This window comes from Pseudodesulfovibrio thermohalotolerans (assembly GCF_021353295.2).
In the GTDB taxonomy this organism is placed as follows: Bacteria; Desulfobacterota; Desulfovibrionia; order Desulfovibrionales; family Desulfovibrionaceae; genus Pseudodesulfovibrio; species Pseudodesulfovibrio thermohalotolerans.
This window is the reverse complement of record NZ_CP120635.1, coordinates 737,441-754,106: the sequence shown is the minus strand read 5'-3', so window position 1 is coordinate 754,106 and position 16,666 is coordinate 737,441. Positions and strand designations below refer to the sequence as shown.

The following is a 16,666-nucleotide window of genomic DNA, read 5'->3' as shown; positions in this document are numbered from 1 at the left end:
AACTGTGCTAACCGCCTGTCCATGAAATGCGCCAAATGCGGAGCGGCCATCCGCCCCCAAGACCGCAAATGCCGCCGATGCGGCCAGGCCGTGAAGCGGCCTATAGACGAGATCACGCGAAAGATGACGCTCTCCCCGCGTCTGGCCGTGACCTCCGGCGTTCTACTCATCCTCGTGGCCGCCGTGCTGCTCCTGTACGGCGCGCTGGAGTTCGGAGCCGTGCTGCTCTGCCTGGGCGTGGCCTTGGCCCTTGTCGGCCTGCTTATGGGCTGACCCTTCCTCTTCCATTGAACGCAACGAGCCCCGCCGGATGATTCCAGGCGGGGCTCGTCGCGTTTGATACGGCGTCGCAGACTAGTGCAGGCCGCGCGTCTCCCGGCTGGCCAAACCGCCGGCAGTGAATGTCATGGACCCGATGTCGCCAAAGGTGGTGGCCTGGCGCACGGTCAACTTGAGGGGCTGGGCGTAATCCACCCGGAAAGAGCGGCCTTTTTCAAGGGGCACATCCCCGGCCAGCGCCACAAGCTTGTCGTCCGGGCCGTTGCTCCATGCGGACTCGAACACGTACTCGCCCTCGGGCAGCCTGTAGCTGCCGCCGGAAATCCACGGGATGAGAAGATTCTGTCCACGCTCGTCGCCAAGGCGAAGCGCAAGCACGGTGCGCGGCAGGATTTCGACGTAGAAAGTGGACCGGGGAACGCCGGGCGTCTCTCTGACCACCCGGAACAGCGTCCCGGACGAGCTGTCTTCCTCAAGGGCGTACTTGGACATGAAATTGTCGGGGTCCAGAATGATCTCCCAGCCCAGGTCCTGGCCGTTGTTTGCCCAGGGGATGGCCACGAACCCCTTGAGGTTGACGACCTCCTTGAGATCGCTGCCCCAAACGCCTTCGAGAATGAGCTGGTCGCCGAGCACGGCATGAAGGGTTTCGCCCTCGCGCACGAACACCGGGTTGCCGTTGAGCCAACAGACGAACACCGGGGTGTCGTCGCCCGGCGCGTTGGGAAGCCTGCCGGTCCAGCGAACCTGCGCCTTGGCCACCTTTCGGCCATCGGAGCGCAATTCCAACTCGGAGAACGGCTCAAGAGCCATGCGGCGGGCGTTGATGAGGTTCACGCCGGGCCGGTCCGAGGCGAACAGGGCGAGCTCGGGAGCGAACTCGCTCGGCCCCGAGGAAACTTGTTTCACGGCCAGGGTCGATCCGGGCGCAAGATTGATGACCCGGTCCTTGCCCAGGGTACGCCCGTTGACCGTGACCGTGACCCCCTTGCGGGCATAGGCCAGGACGTCCTCGTCGGTAAACTCGGGCGGAGCCACTTCGACGCCGAGACGATGGAGAAGCATGATGGTGGCGGTCAACTGCTGCCGGACCTTCCAGTCTATCTGAATGATGGACTTGGAGACCTCCACGGCCACGGCCGGGATGTTGTGCTCGGCAAGGGCGTAACAGGTCAGGGACTTGCGCATCTCGGGATAGCTGGTGCCCTTGTCGAAGGTTTTCGTATTGAACAGCCGGAACTTGTAGTCGCTCATCCCGATATGGTCATTCAACTCGTCCAGTACCGGAGCCACTGTGCCCGCCAGATCGATCTGGTTGTAGGCAAGGGTATCCACGATAAAGGACTGGCCGTACCGCTTGGGGTTGCGCAGGTTGTCCACGTAGGTCGGATTGTAGAAGCCGCTGCCCTCGTGCAGATGGATGAAGGCGTCCGCCTGATTGAGCAGATAGCGGATGACCCGAGCCACGCGGTCCTCGTAGAAACGATTGTAATTTTGATCGAAGCGCCGGTTCATGTCCACGTTGATCTGCCGCTTGCGCAGATTGATGGACGGCACGTTGGCGCGCGGCAGGACGATCAGATTGCCCCGCAGGACCTTGCCGCGCGAAAGGAGTTGAGCGGTGATGTATCCGGAAGTTTCGTCGCCCTGGATACCGCCCTGAACCATGACAGTAGGGCCGGGCCGCTCACCCTGGAGGTAGACGACCTTGAGTGGATATTGCGTGCCCGCGAAAAAGGAATGCTCCCACGAGCCTGCGTCGGCCTGGGAGGCAAAGGAAAGAAGAATCAGGCTAAGAAGCCAGAATGTGGTAGAAGGGATACGTTTCGGCAAAAACGACATCTCCATCCTTTCCCTTGATTTCAAGGCGCAGCCCGAAGAGGTCCTTGCGCTCCATGCCCTCGGGCAGGAGGAAAGTGGTTTGAATGCGCTTGAATCGTTGAATCTGAAACGACAGGTCGGCCTTGTTGGTTTCAGCGTCCTCGGCCTTGCCGCCCTTGGTCAGAAAGAGGAAGTCCGCCTGTCCGGCCATGGCCTTGGAGGCCTGGAGGTTGTTCAACTCGAAGGAGACGGTCAGCTTGCGGCCCGCCAGCTTGGCCTGCATGTTTTCAACGCCCACCTGGCGGGTGTCGGCGCGGGTGAAGATCGTGTTCAGGTTGATCTCTTCCCGCGGTTCGGGATGCTCGGCCTCGGTCGTGGCGGCGGCCAGAAGGGATTGCAGCTCGGTCGCGTCGTAGGATTCGAGGATCTTCTCCATGTTCCCCAGCCGCTCAAGCCGCACCTCGGCGTCCACCAAGCGCTGCTCCAGGCCCTTTTTCTCGGTCTGCAACGCGTTGTTGATCCGGAACCCGCGCACGCCCATGTAGATGCCGCCCACGGCGCACAGTAGCAAAAAGATCTGGCTGAAGACGAACATCTTCAACCAGAACGGGCTGAGACGATATCGGGACACGTCCCGATCATCGCGCATGAAGAGCACACTGTACTTGGAATCGCTCATCTCATCCGTCTCCACTGCTCACTGTCGATTTTCCAGGAATCGCCTTCGGGCACCAGGATCAGGGTCTTGCGGCCCCTGTCCTCATACCCCCCGGCATCGGCGAAAACCTGGACAAAGGCCACCTTGAGCCCCATGGGATGCAAAGCGACTTTCAGGTCATCAATTTCCAATCTAACAGGAGGCTTCTTGGCCCACAACGTCTTTTTGTAATCGACAATATCAGCCGCCCCGCGACGGCCTCCCTGGTCGGCGTTCGGCTCGTAGAAACTCCCGTATGCGGCCACATCGGCGGCAAGCCACGCCTCGCGCCACTTCTCCACCAGCTCCACGGCCTCGCCCGTTTTGACGGACAGGTACTTGTCGTCGAGCTCTTCCGTGACCGGAACGTACTCGCGTCCGGCGATGCGCCAGCGGCCCTGTTCATCCTGCACCCAGTAGAACCGCTTGCCCGTGGTGGAGGCCAGCCCCCTGGTCCGGTAATACTGGTCGAACCAGGTCACCCAGTAGCCCGGGCCGGGAATGGCCCTGACGTTGTCCACCATGACGTGTATCCACGGCTGGGCGGAGAAGATGTTGCGCTTGTGCGCCTCGAAGCCATCGAAATCGAGCCCCTCGGACATCTTGAGGAGCGGGGCGTCGTAATAGGAGAAGAACGCCTCGTCCTTGGCGCCCCAGTCACGGGCCCATTCTTGGAGGGTCTTCACCAGGGTCATGGCCGTGACCTCGCTTTCGCCCGGCTCCGGGGTCCAGTCGACGTCGTCGGCAATGACCACCGGAGTGCCGTAGGCCGCGTCCAGGGCCACGTTCTTCATGTCCGGGACCTTGAGCGCCACGCAGCCGAGCGTGTCGCGCGGCAGGAAGGTCTTGCCCCTGCCGTGCAACCAGATGCCCGAGCCGGTCTTGCCCTTGATGCGATCGATGGGGTTGGGATAGTTCAAGGAATAGGCGATGTTGCCGTACAGGTTCCAATCCAGCTTGCGGTTGATCCGTCGACCGACGAAATAGACGCCCTCGGGGGTGCGCATGTCGCCCTCAACGGCCTTGTCGCCCAGGGATTGGCCCGTGGTGCAGGGGAAACGCCGCACCTCGTGCAAGGGCGACTTGCGTTCGAGCACGATCAGTTCCTGGGCTCGCTTGTCCACGGCGATGATTCGTTCCGGCCCGTAGGAATGGGAGGAAAGCAACGGCGTCCAACCCCCGGCCAGGGCCGTTGTCGCGGACATAATGAGTGTCAGGACGATGAGTGCTACCCGCATGTGCTGTTTCTACCCGCTCCTGGTTTACCCGAACCGGCTCCCGGTGTTCCCGGCGAGCCTATTTCCCCGCGGCCAGCAGCTCCTGGCGGGTGAAGATGGCGCCGAGCTCCAGCCCGGCCTCCTTCAGCCGCTCCCGGCCGCCTTCCTCGCGATCGAGGACGGCCAGCACACCGACAATCTCAAGACCGGCATCCCGCACGCGCTCGGCGGCGGTTATCAGCGTGCCGCCGGTGGTGCAAACGTCCTCCAGCAGAACAACCTTGTCGCCCTCGCTGAAGTTGGCCAGTCCTTCAAGGTACTGGTTGGTGCCGTGGCCCTTGGACTTCTTGCGGATGATGAAACCCGGCAGCGGCCGCTCTTCCAGGAAGGACACCACGGTCACGGCCGAGACCAGCGGGTCGGCCCCGAGGGTCATGCCGCCCACGCCCTGCACTTCGTAATTCTTGAGCATCTCGACGAAGAGCCGCCCGATGAGGTAGCCGCCCTCGGCATTGAGCGCGGTCTGCTTGCAGTCGAAGTAATAATCGCTCTTCTTTCCCGAGGTCAGCGTGAAGTCGCCTTCCTTGTAGGAGAGCTTGAGCAGAAGCCTTGCCAGCCGCGATTTGAGTTCCGTCATCCTGTTATCCTTCAAAGACGCGATTGAAAACCACGTCTTCATAGCGTTTGTAATACGAAGGGTCAAAAGCTTCGTCAAGTTCGTTGGAACCGAGATGTTTCTTAACTTCCGGGTCGTTACGCACCTCGTCTTCGAACTGGACGCGATTTTCCCAGCAGCGCATGGCCACGCGCTGAACCATCTCGTAGGCCTCCTGCCGCTTCAGGCCGGTGTCGATGAGCTTGTTCAGGACGCGCTGGGAGTAGAAGAGGCCGAAGGAGCTCAGCAGGTTCCGCTCGATGACATCCTCCTTGACCACCAGCCGTTCCAGGACTCCGGCCATGCGATGCAGCATGTAGTCGATGAGCGCGGTGGTGTCCGGCATGATGACCCGCTCCACGGAGGAGTGGGAAATGTCGCGCTCGTGCCACAGGGCCTGGTTTTCCATGGCCGCAAGAGAGTTGGAGCGGATAACCCGGGCCAGGCCGCAAAGGTTCTCGGCGGAGATGGGGTTCTTCTTGTGCGGCATGGCGGAGGAGCCCTTCTGGCCCTTGGTGAAGCCTTCCTCGACCTCGGAGACCTCGGTACGCTGCAGATGGCGCAGCTCAAGGCCGAGCCGTTCGATGCCACCGGCCAGCATGGCCAGGGCGGTGAAGAGCTGGGCATAGCGGTCGCGCTGCACGATCTGGGTGGAATGCGGGTCCGGCGCGAGACCAAGCGCGGCGCAGGTGCGCTCCTCAAGCTCAGGGCCGGAATGGGCGAAGGTGCCCACCGCGCCGGAGAGCTTGCCCACGCGAATATTCTCGCGGGCCGCCTCGAAACGGACCTTGTGGCGGGCGAATTCGGCGTAGAAGCCGGTGAATTTCAAGCCGTAGGTGGTCGGCTCGGCGTGGATACCGTGGGTCCGGCCCATGCAGATCAGGCCCTTGTGCTTGTAGGCGAGCCCCTTGAGCACCTCAAGGATGCGGTCGATGCCTTTGGAAATGATCGCCCCGGCGCGGGTCAAGAGCAGCCCGTTGGCCGTGTCGACGATGTCGGAGGAGGTGCATCCCAGATGGATGTAGCGGGAGCTCGGCCCGACCTTTTCCTCGACGGCGGACAGAAATGCGATGACGTCATGCTTGGTGGTCTGTTCGATCTCCAGGATACGGTCGACGTCGAAATCCGCCTTCTCGTGAATCTCGTCGCAGGCGTCCTGCGGGACCTTGCCCATTTCAGTCCAGGCCCGGACCACCGCCAATTCAACCTCAAGCCAGACCCGGAACTTGTTCTCCAGGGTCCACAACGCCCGCATCTCCGGACGGGAATACCGTTCAAGCATCGTCTCTTTTCTCCATGTTTGGGTGCTCGCCGCGCAAGTGATACACTATGGCAACGGAGCAATAAAAACTCAAGTGGCGCGGAGCCAATAAAAAAGGCAGCGGGTGCTGCCTTTGGCGCGTGTTTAGGACGCTGAACCTGCGCTCGATGTATCCGCCTTGGCGGGACAAGCCGGGGCCGCTTGCGGCTTGGCCGAGGCCTCGGATCCGCCGTCGTCGGCGGGCGATTGAGCTTCGCCGGGCTTGTTCCCGGCGCTCGTTCCGCCATAACCGTCGGCGTACCAGCCGCCTCCCTTCAGATGAAAGGAAGAGTGGGAAATGAGTTTCTTGGACTCGCCTCCGCACTCGGGACAGCGCATTTCGTGTTCTTCGAACCCGGACTGCCACTCCTCGAACACGGTGTGGCAGGAATTGCATTGGTATTCGTAGATAGGCATGACTTAAAACATTCCTTCGACGACAAAGGCAAAAGTTACAGCGCCTCATGCGGGGCGCCAACAATCCCCGGCACCGTGCGTACGACGCACGGCCCGGCGGGAAAAACGCGCCGGCTTGAGGGCACGGCGCGAACAAACGACAGAGTTAGGCCTTGGCGGCCTGGGCTTCCCGGATGCGGGCCTTGATGGCCTTCTGGCGGCGGTGACGCTTGCGATCCAGTTCCTTCTTGCGCTCATGCTTTTTGTGGCGTGCCATGGTTGTCTCCTTAGATATTTAGGCCCGAAGGGGCTTTTCTTTCTTGCGAGCCGCACTTCATATAACAACTGCATCCGCTTTGTCTACCCCCGGCTCGCCGGATTTCCCCTTGACTCGAAACGGTATGATGTCCATATTCCCGAATCCAAGCATAAATCCAAAGGAGCAACGCCATGCTCAGAAGCGTCAGCGTAAAAAATGCCATCAAGGATGCCCTCGAAATCTTCCAATTCGACCAATGGGTAAGATTTTATTTCACGGTCGACAAGGACGGCGGAATGCGGATTGAGATTCCGGAGGACAAGCTGCGGAAGATCGAGGAGGAAAACCCTGTCCTCTTCAGGTTCGCGGACATGGTCAACGACGCTCCCCTCGACTATAAACGCTCCCAGGACAACGTCTGCTCCTTCGTGGCATCCCGCCTGGACGGCGAAAAATACGAGCCCACGGTCCTGCCGCAGGTCTTCGATGACGTCCGGTTCAAGGTGGAGATGTATCTGTTCAACGTGTGGCAGAAAATGCACGAGCCACACCTGGACGAGGAATACCTCGATTTCAGTGAATGGATGGAGATGTACGAAGGCTGGAACTCCCTGGACGAAGTCAAGGAGTACCGCACCAAGCTGCTCCAAAGCGGCACCGACCCGCAGGTCCCCGCCTGCGACACCGCCCAATAGCTCCTGCTCAAGCGCACGAAAAAGCCCCCGCTGCCGATTGGCGCCGGGGGCTTTTTCGTGCGCTTCGATACGCGGCTATTTCTTTTTGCGCGGCCGCCTTTCAGGCTCCCGCTCCACGCCGGTGACCTTGCCGCCCTTGCCCTTGATGATGATGGTCTCGGGGTGCTTCTTGTCCCGCTCTCCATGAACCGCATGGCCGTTTCTCCGGTCGCCTTGTTCGGAGGCCGCAAGCAAAGGACCCGCCGGGAAGCGAACGTCCGCCGCCCAGGACGGGGAGAGCATCACGAGAGTGAGGACTGTTGCCAATAGTATTTTCTTCACTCGGGCCTCCTGTGCACTTCAAGCAAAGGGCGTTCCCAAAATGAATCGCCATGATTTCAAGACGATACCCTTTGATGACTATCCTCGCGCACCGAAAAATGCGCACTCGGGAACCATACGTTCCCGCTCGGGGCAATGGTATCCGGCCCGCTCCCGCCAGTCAACGGCCGGTCAGTAGCGCAGCTTGTCGTCCAGGTAGACCGAAAGCACGGCCTCGTCCACAGCGCGGCGGGCCTTGGCGTCATCGGGGTCCACGTAGGCGGCAAAGGCCAACATGCCCTTACGCGTGTAGACTATGTACGCCAGATTGAGCTTGGTTTTGCCGTCCCGCGACACCTCGGTCTCGATGCGCAGGGTCTTCTTGTCCTTGAAATAGACGGCGTCCTTGAAGACCGTAACGGGATCGCCGGGCAGGCGGACTTCGTCGCGAATGGATCGGGTCAGGGAACGGATCAGGAACCTGTTGAAATTGGAGATGTCCGAGGTCTGCATCTTGCGGCCCGGCTTGACCTCCACCAGGAGGGAACATCCCCGGCCGTCGGAGTTGACGTAGCCGGCCTTCCAGTCCGGGGCCATGCCCTGGACAGGCCACGGCATACGCGCCCGCTCGACCGAGTCCAGGTATTCCGCCGGAGCTTCGGTCCAGTCCTGGGGCAGCCAGATGGTATAGCCCACGTCCGGATTGCAATAGGGGAGCGACGCCCAGACCGGAGCCGAAAAAATGATCATCGCGATCACGGCGACAATAAAAAACAATACGCGCATTGGGGGATTCCTCCGCTTCACGACAGTGAAGCGCTCAGAGCAGGTTTAGACCATACACGGACCGGCCCGCCAAGGCAACCGCCAATGCGCTCATTTTCTCGGCCATCCCCTTTTCTCTTTTCCGATTTTATCCTATAGCGACAGATAAGCGGAAACACGAAATCGGAGGTTCATCATGCTGAGCTACACTTGTATCGTCGAAGGCAAGGTCACCGGAGGCAACTTCCAGTCATGGGTCCAGAGCACCGCCCAACGCCTGGGACTCAAGGGCTGGGTGCGGAACATCGCCGATCGCAAGGCCGAAATCCTGCTGCAGGGAGAAGCGGCGCAGTACGCGGCCTTCCGTGAACACCTCAGGACCGAGGCCCCCATCGTGGACAAGATCGAGATCTCCTGCAACGCCATCGACCACGACAAGACGTACGACGTATTTGAAATCCGGGGCTGATTTTTCGGTCCTCGGTCAACCGGCCCGCCCGCCGCGCCCTCCGGCGTGACGGGCGGTATTGTTTGCCCCGCGCGCCCCGATTGCGCCGCCCACCCGGATGCGGTAGGAGACTAGCCATGCCCGAGGCCCGCCACCTGAACATCGCAACCAAGCTGACCATCTGGTCGTGCGCATTGATCGCGGTGTTCTTCGCCACCTCGGCCTATCTCTTCCGCCAGGTCAGGCAGGACGCCGACATCGCCGCACTCATCGTCACCGAGAACCACGCCTTGGACTCGGCCATCCAGCGAATGCTCGAACGCCTCGGCAACGTGCAGAACAACATCCGCCGCTACCGCATCCTGGGCGGCGACCAGGCGGCCGTGGGCTTCATCGTCGAGGACCTGACCCGATTCGGCGAGATTCTCAACGAGACCATCCGGAAACATCCCCGATACGCCGACGAATGGAAGGATCTGACCTCGGAATACGAGATCACCCTGGACCCGGCCAATTCCCCGGGCGACAACCTGGCCCCGGACGACACGGTCCGCGACTGGACCGACATTCTCGAACAATCCCTGCTGGAGAACCAGGCCGACCTCGAAGCGCGTCTGACCGCCCTGCGCGACGCGGGACGCCATGCGGCGAACGTGGGCATGTACGGGCTGGCCTTCTGCCTGGTCATCGGCGTGGGCGGCAGCCTGCTGCTGGCCTACACCCTGAACCGCTCGCTGAGCGAAGTACGCCGGGGCATCCGCGACCTCGGCGACGGGGCCGCCCCCCGGGACGTGCGCATCCTGTCCGGGGACGAGCTGGGCGAACTGGCCCTGGCCTTCAACGCCATGGCCGCGCGGCTCAGGCGCGAGGAACGTATGCGCGCCGACTTCATCGCCATGCTCTCCCATGAGATACGCACTCCGCTGACCTCGGTGCGCGAGGCCGTTGACCTCATCGGGTCCGGGACCTTCGGCGAGGTCAACGAAAAACAGAAGCGGTTCCTGGACATCGCCGAGCAGGAATCCGACCGGCTGTCCGCCCTGCTGACCCGGCTCCTTTCGGTCTCGCGCCTGGAGGCCGAGGAACTGGAACTCGCTCCGGAACGAGTGGACGCGGCAGAGCTGGTGCACTCCACCCTGGAACGAATTACGCCCACGGCCAGGGCGGCTTCCGTGACACTGAAAGGCGAGGTCGGGCCGGACCTTGCCGTCCGGGCCGATCCCGCGCACATCCGCCAGGTGCTGACCAATCTGGTGGGCAACGCCGTGAAATTTTCCGGCCGGGAGGGCACGGTCCTGGTAAGCGCCGCACGCAGGAACCAAGAAGTGGTCTTCAGCGTCGCAGACGACGGGCCGGGCGTCCCGCCCGATGAGCAGAAACGCATTTTTCTCAAGTACTACCGCGAGCCCGGCGTGCGGGAGAGTGTCGACGGGGCCGGGCTGGGCCTGGCCATCTCGCGGCGCATCGTCCTGGCGCACGGCGGCCGCATCTGGGTCGAAAGCGAACCGGGCCGGGGCTCCGTCTTCCACTTCACTCTGCCCGCCAGTCCCGACGAGGAGCATTCATGAGCGCGAAACCGGACATTCCGACCATCCTGGTGGTCGACGACGACGAAAACATCCTGCAGGTGCTCGAAGCGCGCCTGCTCTCCGCCGGGCTGAGCCCGCTTCTGGCCGACCGCGCCGAGACCGCCCTTGAAATGCTGGCGGACGAGCCGGTGGACCTGATCGTCTCCGACGTGAAGATGCCCGGCATGGGCGGCCGGGGCCTGCTCAAGGAGGTCATGGAGAACTGGCCGCACATCCCGATCATCATGCTCACGGCCCACGGGACCATCCCGGACGCCGTCGGTTCCATTCTGGCCGGGGCCGCCGACTATCTGACCAAGCCGTTCGACGGCAAGGAGCTGGTTCGCAGAATCCGCGTCCGGCTCGAAGCGCGCGGCGAAGCGGCTGCAAACGGCGGCACGCCCGGTGCGAAAACAGCCGGTCCGTCCCCTTACGGCTCCGCATCCAAACCCGGCACGCATGGCCTGATCGGCGGGAAGGCCCCATCCATGGCACGATTTCTCGAACGGCTGGACCGCGTGGCCCGGTCCACGGCGACGGTCCTGCTCTTCGGCGAGTCGGGCACGGGCAAGGAGATGGCCGCGCGCATCCTGCACGAGTCGAGCCCCCGGGCGGGCGGCCCCTTCGTGGTGGTGGACTGCGGCTCAACCCAGCCCACCCTGCTCGAAAGCGAACTTTTCGGCCACGTCAAAGGGTCCTTCACTCACGCGGTCAAGGACAAGAAGGGACTCATCGAGGAAGCCGACGGCGGCACCCTGTTCCTGGACGAGATCGGCAACATCTCCCCGGAGATGCAGACCCGGCTGCTGCGTTTTCTCCAAGAAGGGACCATCCGACGGGTGGGCGACAACAGCGAACGGACCGTGTCCTGCCGGGTCATCGCCGCCACCAACGCGAACCTCCCGAAGATGGTCGCGGACGGCGGGTTCCGCGAGGACCTCTACTACCGCCTCAAGGTGGTCACCCTGACCATCCCTCCCCTGCGCGAACGGCGCGAGGATATCCCGGCTCTGGCGGACGGACTCCTCGACCGGCTCTGCGCCCGTCAGGAACGGCCGCGCGCCACGCTCTCGGACGAGGCGTCGCGACGGCTCGAAACCCACCCCTGGCCGGGTAACGTCCGCGAACTGGAAAACGCCCTGGAAGCGGCCCTGGTCTTCTGCGACGAGGACACCATCGGGGCCGACGACCTCCAGCTCGAAACGCCGCCCCCTGATTCTCCGCATGTCTCCTCGGCAAGCCTGTCCCTTGAGGACAACGAACGGGAAACGATCATCCGCGCCCTCAAGGCGGCGGGCGGAGTGAGAAAGGACGCCGCCGACCGGCTGGGCATCAGCCGCCGGGCCATACATTACAAAATCAAAAAATACGGCATCGACGGGGAATAGCTGCATTTCCTCCGGGAATAGCCCCATGTCCGGGGTTGCGCACGGCAAACCGCTTGTATATGTTCTAGGTCACGATACCGCCGGGTCCGCAGAGGCCCCCCTGGAGACACCTGTTAATGAGCGAAACCAAGATCCTGTTGGAGTCGGGCACCAATGAGCTCGAAATCGTCGAATTCTATCTCGACGAAATGCGTGCGAACGGCGACTACCGGGGATATTACGGCATCAACGTGGCCAAGGTCCTGGAAATCATCCAGATGCCCGAGCTGACCGAGATGCCCGAGGCGCCCCACGAATCCGTGCTCGGCGCGTTCACCCTCCGCAACGAGGTCATTCCGCTCATCGACCTGGCCGGATGGCTGGGCAAGACGCGCGCGGGAAAAGAGCCGCCCAAGGTCATCGTCACCCAGTTCAACCGGACCAAGAGCGCATTTCTGGTATCGGGCGTGACCCGCATCCACCGCATCGGCTGGCAGGAGGTGGAGGCCCCCACCAACTACGTCTCGGCACTGACGGTCAACTCCATCACCGGCGTGGTCAAGATTTCCGGACGGATCACTTTCATCCTGGACATGGAGAAGATCTGCATGGACCTCAACCCCGAGGACGAGCCGGACCTGGCTCCCGCCCATGCGGTCAGGGAAACGATCGCCCACAGGGAATACCGTGTGCTCCTGGCCGACGACTCCACCATGGCGCGCAAGATGATCGCCAACATCCTGACCTCGGCGGGATTCAGGGTCCAAACCGCTGAAAACGGCGAACTGGCCCTGCAATACCTGCTCAAGGCCAAGGCCAAGGCGGCCGAAGAGGGGTGCTCCCTGGACAGGTTCGTGAACCTGGTGGTCACGGACATCGAAATGCCCTCCATGGACGGACACACCCTGACCCGGCGCATCAAGGAAGACGGCGTCCTCAGACGCCTGCCGGTCATCCTCTGCTCTTCCATCATCAGCGAAACCCTGCATCACAAAGGCATGGCCGTCGGGGCCGATGCGCAGATTTCCAAAGCCGAACTGAGCGAACTCGCCCCTCGGGCGTTGCGACTGCTCGAAACGCAGGCCGACTAAACCGGACCCCAGAGGCAAAGAACACATGAAACCCGGAATCGCCAAAAAGTTCTTCGCCTACCTGGCAAAACACTACCCGGTCATGTGCGCCTCCGGTGCCTTTCCGCTCATGCCGCCCGTGACGGACGCCTCCAAACGGCTCGACCGGCTGGACGATCTATCCCGCAAGGGCATCGCCCGCCACCTGGCCTCCCTGGAATCCTTCCGCCGCACCTTCCTGGCCGAAGCGGACAAAGCCACGGTCCCGACGGACAAGGCACTGGCAGAGGCCCTGGCCATGAACGCCAGCGGCGCCATCGCCGAACTCGACGGCATCCGCGCCTGGGAACGGGCCCCGGAACTCTATCTTCAGGTGGCCTTCACCGGGCTGGAGCAGGCCGCCGACCTGCCCGCAAAAAACGAGCGGGCCAGACAGAAGCGATTCATTGCCCGGCTCAAGGCCGTTCCCGCCCTGCTCGCCCACGCCATCAAAAATGTCGAGGCCGCCAGCGCGGCCGGACGGGCCAACTCCCAAACCATGGTCCGAGACTGTGCCCGCTACCTGACCGAACTGAGCGGCATGGAGCTGGGCCGCACGGGCAGGGCTCCCCGCTTTCTGGCCGACGCCCTGGCCTCCCTGCGCGAATACGATCGGTTCGTCACCTCAAGGCCCGTGATCCCCGATCCGGACGGGCCGCCCTTCAGCTATACTGCTGAACACGTCCTCGGCACGAGCCGGTCCGCAGAGGAACTGCGCGACCTGGCCGAAGCCGAGTTCGACGCCCGGCTGACCTCCCTCAAGCGGCTGGAATCCGAAATCGGCGGCGGGTCGTGGCAGGAGTTGTATGAGGGGTACGAAGGGCCGCCGACCGACGGGCTGGCTCCCCTGGACCTGATTATCCGCGAGATACACAGGCTTCGCAGTTTCGTGCAGAACGGTCCCCTGTCCGGGGTCTTCACGGACTCCGGCCTGCGTATAGAGCCACAGCCCAGGCACATGGCGTCCGGCTTGCGGCCCATTCACCACGACCCCGTGCTCGGGGCCTGGGAAAACGAACCGTCCCGCTGCTACGTCAGCCCACAGATTTTCACCGGCAACAGATTTCGTGACACCCCGGCCCATCTGGCGCGCATCCGCCGCGAGTTCCCCTTCCTGACGGCGATGCAGACCTACCCGGGACGCCACCTGCTCGACTCCCAACGCCGTGCGCTGGACGACCCGATCCTCAGCCAGGTGACCAACCCCCTGTTCATGGCGGGCTGGCTGGCCTTCTCCGAGCATCTCCTGGACGAGCTGGGCTATCTGGAAACCGACCTGGACCGGCTGGTCCGTCACGTGCGCGGCCTGCGCCGGGCGGCCCTGGCCCGCATCGACTGTGAGCTGGCCTCCGGCGATCTCGACCAGGACCACTGCCTGACCATCCTGGACAAGGCCGGATTCACCAGGGAAGAAGGGCTGGCCGAGGCCAAGCTCATCCGCACGGCCCCGGGTCACCGGATCATGCCCATTCTCGGCCTGCACGAGCTGACCGAACTGCGGCGTGAATGGCGGCTCGACCTGCCGCTCTTCTGCAAGACCCTGTTCGCCGAGGGACAACTGCCCCTGCCCTGCATCGCGCGCCGACAGATTCGCTGACCGCGCTCCCGACCCGACCGAATTAAAGGCTGGACATATTGCCGAGGGACGACAGGTGGGTGGTTCTGGTCACCTTGACCTGATCGGAAAGCATCTCGATACTTTCGATATTCGCGAGAAAGAAATCGGTCAGGTCGGCGTCGAGCTTGCCCTCGTCCACTTCCCTGCGGAGAATCTTCATGGCTTCGCTGCGGGTATAGGCGGGCTTGTAGTGCCGTTCCTGCGTGACCGCGTCGTAGATGTCCACGATGGCCATGAGTCGGCTCTGCGGCAAAATATCTTCCGCCTCCAGCCCGTCGGGGTAGCCCGATCCATCCAGCCGCTCATGATGCTGGCGGATGATGGTCAGGAGATTGCCGTAGCCGTCCTGCATGGGAATGTGCTGCAAAATGCGCTCGCTCTCGGCCGGATGACGTTGAATCTCCCTGCGCTCGTCCTTGGTCAGGTTGCCGTAGGTGAGCAGCAGATTCTCCAGTTCGTCGTCGTAGAGATAGCGCAGGTCGGTCCCGTCGCGGCGCATGACCTTGGTGCCCAGTTCACGGACGAAATCCAGATCGGCCGCGTCCGGCACCATGGCCTTGTTCACATCGCACAGGCAATCATAGGCCCTTCCCCAATCGAACCCGTCGAACTGGCCCAGGAGCTGAAACCGCGCCCGGACCACGTCCATGCGCCGCTCGGACAGCCGGGTGCGCTTGGTCAGAACGTCCTCCTTGATGCCGATCTTGCCCACATCGTGCAGGATACCCGCGTAATAAATCTCGCGCAGTTCGTCGTCGTTGAACGTTTCACCCCGGCATCCGCCGGCCTCGTTCAACGCGTGGGCAAAGGCCACGGCCAGATGGGCCACCCGCTCGGAATGGCCCGCGGTGTACGGGTCCCGAGAATCGATGGCCTCGGCCAAAGCCTGGAGGATGGCGTTCATGAGCTTCTGAATGCCCTCGAAGTTGAAGGCATTCGAGACCGAAATGCCCGCCACCGAGGCAAGGGTGGTCAGGCTTCGCCGGTGCGCGGCCTCGAACACCCCTGTGTTCCGGGATGCGAGGATGAGCGCGCCCTCGCATCTATTGGGCGAATTGACGGGAATGAGGAGCATGGACCCGAGCCCCGGCAGTTCATTGTCCCAACGCGACTCCTTGTCCAGGTCGTTGACGATCTCGCCCCGGCCCGAGGAGACGACCTCCTGGAACAGCGCGCTGTCCACCATGGGCTGGAGATAGGTGCCGAAGGGAAAGCCGAACTGCACGGCCAGACGGAAAATTTTGCGGCTGGGTTCCAGCAGGAAGATCATGCCCAGCTCGCCGGGATAGTTCTCCAGCCGGCACTCGTCTATGAGCGCGTTGACCACATCGCGCATGTGCAGGGAAGTATTGATATTCGGCACCGAGCGATGCAGCAGGGCCAACTCGCGGTACTTGGCGAGCGCCTCTTCGGCGATGGAACGCCGGGCGCGTTCCATGTCCACCAGTTCCTGGATGGAATAGGCGACGAGGTCGAGCAGGTCGGCAAGGCCGGTTCCTTCCTCGGAACCGTCGGCACGCAGGAACAACCGGCCCGAATGCTCCTCGTCGAAACGGATCGGAACGCTGACCACTCCCGGCTCGCCCTCGCCGAACCCTTCGGCGGAGGCCGGACCTTCCACGATGAGCACTTGGCCGTCGAAACTGATGGCCAGGGAACACTGGCCGCCGATCAGCTTGGCCGCCTTGCGCAGGAGGTTTCGCAATACGCCGGGACGTATGTATTTTTTGAGAAATGTCATGCGGAAAGAGTCTATTTCGGCAAGGCTCCGGCTACAGCTCCAGGAGTTCCTTGGACACCCGCAGGATTTCGTCGGGATCGAACGGCTTGGTCATGTACATCATGGCGCCGAGCTCCAACCCCTGTTTGCGGTCCACTTCCTGTCCCTTGGCCGTAAGCAGAATGATCTTCACATCCGCGAGGGAGGCATCGTCCTTGATGATCCGGCAAACTTCGTAACCGTTCATCTTGGGCATCATGATATCGAGAAAAACCAGATCGGGGCGTTTGCTTCGGATGAACTCCAAGCCCTCTTCCCCATCGGAGGCGGTGTACAGGTCCACTTCGAATTCGTCCTCAAGCTCCTCAAGCGTTTGCTCAAGCAGCATCTTGATGTGAACCTCGTCATCAACAATGAGGATCTTCTTGGCCATCACACAATCTCCTTACTGG

Annotated in this window: 17 protein-coding genes; 7 read left to right on the top strand and 10 right to left on the bottom strand. The window is 62.4% G+C overall.

Going from position 1 to position 16,666, the window contains the following annotated elements; genetic code table 11:
* Positions 1–21 precede the first annotated feature (21 nt).
* Positions 22–273 (top strand): hypothetical protein, encoded by a 252-nt coding sequence (locus tag LF599_RS03435; protein ID WP_269943795.1) that lies wholly within the window; start codon positions 22–24, stop codon positions 271–273.
* An 81-nt stretch (positions 274–354) separates the two neighbouring features.
* Here the strand turns inward: LF599_RS03435 and LF599_RS03430 are convergent, their stop codons facing one another.
* From LF599_RS03430 to LF599_RS03405, 6 genes are all read right to left on the bottom strand, one after another.
* The gene (locus LF599_RS03430; protein WP_279522299.1) at positions 355–2,121 is read right to left on the bottom strand and encodes a M14/M99 family metallopeptidase; all 1,767 of its coding nucleotides are present in this window, start codon (positions 2,119–2,121) and stop codon (positions 355–357) included.
* Positions 2,072–2,779, bottom strand: a complete 708-nt coding sequence (locus LF599_RS03425) for a hypothetical protein (protein WP_279522298.1) — start codon at positions 2,777–2,779, stop codon at positions 2,072–2,074. Before LF599_RS03425 ends, LF599_RS03430 begins: the two co-directional genes overlap by 50 nt.
* Positions 2,776–4,035 carry a L,D-transpeptidase family protein gene (locus LF599_RS03420; protein WP_279522297.1) on the bottom strand — a complete coding sequence of 420 codons (1,260 nt, stop codon included), beginning with the start codon at positions 4,033–4,035 and terminating at the stop codon, positions 2,776–2,778. The genes LF599_RS03425 and LF599_RS03420 overlap by 4 nt, the downstream gene beginning before the upstream one ends.
* Positions 4,036–4,093: 58 nt before the next feature.
* Positions 4,094–4,651, bottom strand: coding sequence for an orotate phosphoribosyltransferase (gene pyrE, locus LF599_RS03415; RefSeq protein ID WP_269943800.1), 558 nt, complete (start codon positions 4,649–4,651; stop codon positions 4,094–4,096).
* Between the two features lie 4 nt (positions 4,652–4,655).
* A complete protein-coding gene (gene purB / locus LF599_RS03410; protein ID WP_269943801.1) occupies positions 4,656–5,951 on the bottom strand; it encodes an adenylosuccinate lyase in 1,296 nt (431 codons plus the stop codon).
* A gap of 123 nt (positions 5,952–6,074) precedes the next feature.
* Entirely contained in the window at positions 6,075–6,386 is a 312-nt protein-coding gene (locus LF599_RS03405; RefSeq protein WP_269943802.1) for an FmdB family zinc ribbon protein, read from the bottom strand.
* 429 nt (positions 6,387–6,815) lie between these two features.
* Between LF599_RS03405 and LF599_RS03400 the strand changes: the two genes are divergently transcribed.
* A complete protein-coding gene (locus tag LF599_RS03400; protein WP_279522296.1) occupies positions 6,816–7,319 on the top strand; it encodes a hypothetical protein in 504 nt (167 codons plus the stop codon).
* A gap of 75 nt (positions 7,320–7,394) precedes the next feature.
* On the opposite strand, the gene LF599_RS03395 is transcribed toward LF599_RS03400, so the two are convergent.
* Both LF599_RS03395 and LF599_RS03390 read right to left on the bottom strand, forming a co-directional pair.
* Positions 7,395–7,640, bottom strand: coding sequence for a hypothetical protein (locus LF599_RS03395; RefSeq protein WP_279522295.1), 246 nt, complete (start codon positions 7,638–7,640; stop codon positions 7,395–7,397).
* A 171-nt stretch (positions 7,641–7,811) separates the two neighbouring features.
* Positions 7,812–8,405 carry a hypothetical protein gene (locus LF599_RS03390; protein WP_279522294.1) on the bottom strand — a complete coding sequence of 198 codons (594 nt, stop codon included), beginning with the start codon at positions 8,403–8,405 and terminating at the stop codon, positions 7,812–7,814.
* Positions 8,406–8,580: 175 nt separating this feature from the next.
* Between LF599_RS03390 and LF599_RS03385 the strand changes: the two genes are divergently transcribed.
* The 5 genes from LF599_RS03385 to LF599_RS03365 all read left to right on the top strand — a co-directional run bounded on the left by LF599_RS03385 (position 8,581) and on the right by LF599_RS03365 (position 14,473).
* Positions 8,581–8,853 (top strand): acylphosphatase, encoded by a 273-nt coding sequence (locus LF599_RS03385; RefSeq protein WP_269943805.1) that lies wholly within the window; start codon positions 8,581–8,583, stop codon positions 8,851–8,853.
* 116 nt (positions 8,854–8,969) lie between these two features.
* Positions 8,970–10,400 (top strand): HAMP domain-containing sensor histidine kinase, encoded by a 1,431-nt coding sequence (locus LF599_RS03380; RefSeq protein WP_279522292.1) that lies wholly within the window; start codon positions 8,970–8,972, stop codon positions 10,398–10,400.
* Positions 10,397–11,788, top strand: coding sequence for a sigma-54-dependent transcriptional regulator (locus LF599_RS03375; RefSeq protein ID WP_279522291.1), 1,392 nt, complete (start codon positions 10,397–10,399; stop codon positions 11,786–11,788). The genes LF599_RS03380 and LF599_RS03375 overlap by 4 nt, the downstream gene beginning before the upstream one ends.
* A gap of 116 nt (positions 11,789–11,904) precedes the next feature.
* Positions 11,905–12,858, top strand: a complete 954-nt coding sequence (locus LF599_RS03370; RefSeq protein ID WP_279522290.1) for a chemotaxis protein — start codon at positions 11,905–11,907, stop codon at positions 12,856–12,858.
* Positions 12,859–12,883: 25 nt separating this feature from the next.
* On the top strand, positions 12,884–14,473 hold the full coding sequence (locus LF599_RS03365; RefSeq protein WP_279522289.1) for a DUF885 family protein: 1,590 nt from the start codon (positions 12,884–12,886) through the stop codon (positions 14,471–14,473).
* 22 nt (positions 14,474–14,495) lie between these two features.
* On the opposite strand, the gene LF599_RS03360 is transcribed toward LF599_RS03365, so the two are convergent.
* Both LF599_RS03360 and LF599_RS03355 read right to left on the bottom strand, forming a co-directional pair.
* Positions 14,496–16,235: an HD-GYP domain-containing protein gene (locus LF599_RS03360; RefSeq protein WP_279522288.1), complete on the bottom strand. Its 1,740-nt coding sequence runs from the start codon at positions 16,233–16,235 to the stop codon at positions 14,496–14,498.
* Between the two features lie 31 nt (positions 16,236–16,266).
* Positions 16,267–16,647, bottom strand: a complete 381-nt coding sequence (locus tag LF599_RS03355; protein WP_269942857.1) for a response regulator transcription factor — start codon at positions 16,645–16,647, stop codon at positions 16,267–16,269.
* Positions 16,648–16,666 lie beyond the last annotated feature (19 nt).

Coding starts and splice junctions, on each gene's coding strand:
- LF599_RS03420 (WP_279522297.1), bottom strand. CDS start 4,035: ATGCGGGTAGCACTCATCGTCCTGACACTCATTATGTCCGCGACAACG.
- LF599_RS03425 (WP_279522298.1), bottom strand. CDS start 2,779: ATGAGCGATTCCAAGTACAGTGTGCTCTTCATGCGCGATGATCGGGAC.
- LF599_RS03365 (WP_279522289.1), top strand. CDS start 12,884: ATGAAACCCGGAATCGCCAAAAAGTTCTTCGCCTACCTGGCAAAACAC.
- LF599_RS03380 (WP_279522292.1), top strand. CDS start 8,970: ATGCCCGAGGCCCGCCACCTGAACATCGCAACCAAGCTGACCATCTGG.
- LF599_RS03375 (WP_279522291.1), top strand. CDS start 10,397: ATGAGCGCGAAACCGGACATTCCGACCATCCTGGTGGTCGACGACGAC.
- LF599_RS03370 (WP_279522290.1), top strand. CDS start 11,905: ATGAGCGAAACCAAGATCCTGTTGGAGTCGGGCACCAATGAGCTCGAA.
- LF599_RS03400 (WP_279522296.1), top strand. CDS start 6,816: ATGCTCAGAAGCGTCAGCGTAAAAAATGCCATCAAGGATGCCCTCGAA.
- purB (WP_269943801.1), bottom strand. CDS start 5,951: ATGCTTGAACGGTATTCCCGTCCGGAGATGCGGGCGTTGTGGACCCTG.
- pyrE (WP_269943800.1), bottom strand. CDS start 4,651: ATGACGGAACTCAAATCGCGGCTGGCAAGGCTTCTGCTCAAGCTCTCC.
- LF599_RS03385 (WP_269943805.1), top strand. CDS start 8,581: ATGCTGAGCTACACTTGTATCGTCGAAGGCAAGGTCACCGGAGGCAAC.
- LF599_RS03355 (WP_269942857.1), bottom strand. CDS start 16,647: ATGGCCAAGAAGATCCTCATTGTTGATGACGAGGTTCACATCAAGATG.
- LF599_RS03435 (WP_269943795.1), top strand. CDS start 22: ATGAAATGCGCCAAATGCGGAGCGGCCATCCGCCCCCAAGACCGCAAA.
- LF599_RS03390 (WP_279522294.1), bottom strand. CDS start 8,405: ATGCGCGTATTGTTTTTTATTGTCGCCGTGATCGCGATGATCATTTTT.
- LF599_RS03430 (WP_279522299.1), bottom strand. CDS start 2,121: ATGTCGTTTTTGCCGAAACGTATCCCTTCTACCACATTCTGGCTTCTT.
- LF599_RS03360 (WP_279522288.1), bottom strand. CDS start 16,235: ATGACATTTCTCAAAAAATACATACGTCCCGGCGTATTGCGAAACCTC.
- LF599_RS03405 (WP_269943802.1), bottom strand. CDS start 6,386: ATGCCTATCTACGAATACCAATGCAATTCCTGCCACACCGTGTTCGAG.